This window comes from Pseudomonas sp. SIMBA_067 (genome assembly GCF_046534675.1).
Classification (GTDB): domain Bacteria; phylum Pseudomonadota; class Gammaproteobacteria; order Pseudomonadales; family Pseudomonadaceae; genus Aquipseudomonas; species Aquipseudomonas putida.
The window spans coordinates 1-279 of record NZ_JAWRYH010000293.1; the positions used below are offsets into that span (position 1 = coordinate 1).

Below are 279 nucleotides of genomic sequence, written 5' to 3' on the forward strand. Positions count from 1 at the left end.
CTGGAAGCTCTACGCTCCGCAATCCACCGAATTTTATTGCGGCTGCAAATACACCGGTAACCGGGTGGACCTGAAAGCCTGTGGTTACATTCCACGCAAAAATGCCAACCGCGCCGCGCGCATTGAGTGGGAACACATTGTGCCGGCCTGGCAAATTGGGCATCAGCGCCAATGTTGGCAAACTGGCGGGCGAAAAAACTGCACGCGCCACGATGATGTGTTCAAGCGGGCCGAGGCGGACCTGCACAATCTGGTGCCGAGTATCGGCGAAGTGAATGG

At 57.0% G+C, this 279-nt stretch carries 1 protein-coding gene; it reads left to right on the plus strand.

The window, feature by feature from the left end; all coding sequences use genetic code 11:
- A partial coding sequence (locus tag SB765_RS29150) for an endonuclease (protein WP_410932422.1) occupies window positions 1-279 on the plus strand: 279 nt, incomplete at both ends.